A 251-nucleotide genomic window follows, 5' to 3' on the forward strand; every position below is an offset into this window, starting at 1 on the left:
CCACATGCACCAGCTTGAATCGGCGACCGATCAGGCGGGAATTAAGGAACAGCTGGTTCACTTGTTCCGGCGTGGCGTCGGTGGAGACGTCAAAATCCTTGGGCGACAGACCCAGTAAGGTGTCCCGTACACCACCACCAACAAGCAAGGCTTCATGGCCGGCATTATGGAGCCGGTACAAGACCTTTAAAGCCGCGTCGCTGATCTGGCTGCGACTGATATTGTGCTCATCACGGCTGATAACACGCAGG

1 pseudogene is annotated in these 251 nt (G+C 56.2%); it reads right to left on the bottom strand.

The annotated features are described in order from the left end of the window. Positions 1-250, bottom strand: a pseudogene (locus Q4563_RS21355) (polynucleotide adenylyltransferase PcnB); the annotation flags it as partial. Position 251: the final 1 nt, after the last annotated feature.

Source organism: Gilvimarinus sp. 1_MG-2023, from assembly GCF_030548285.1.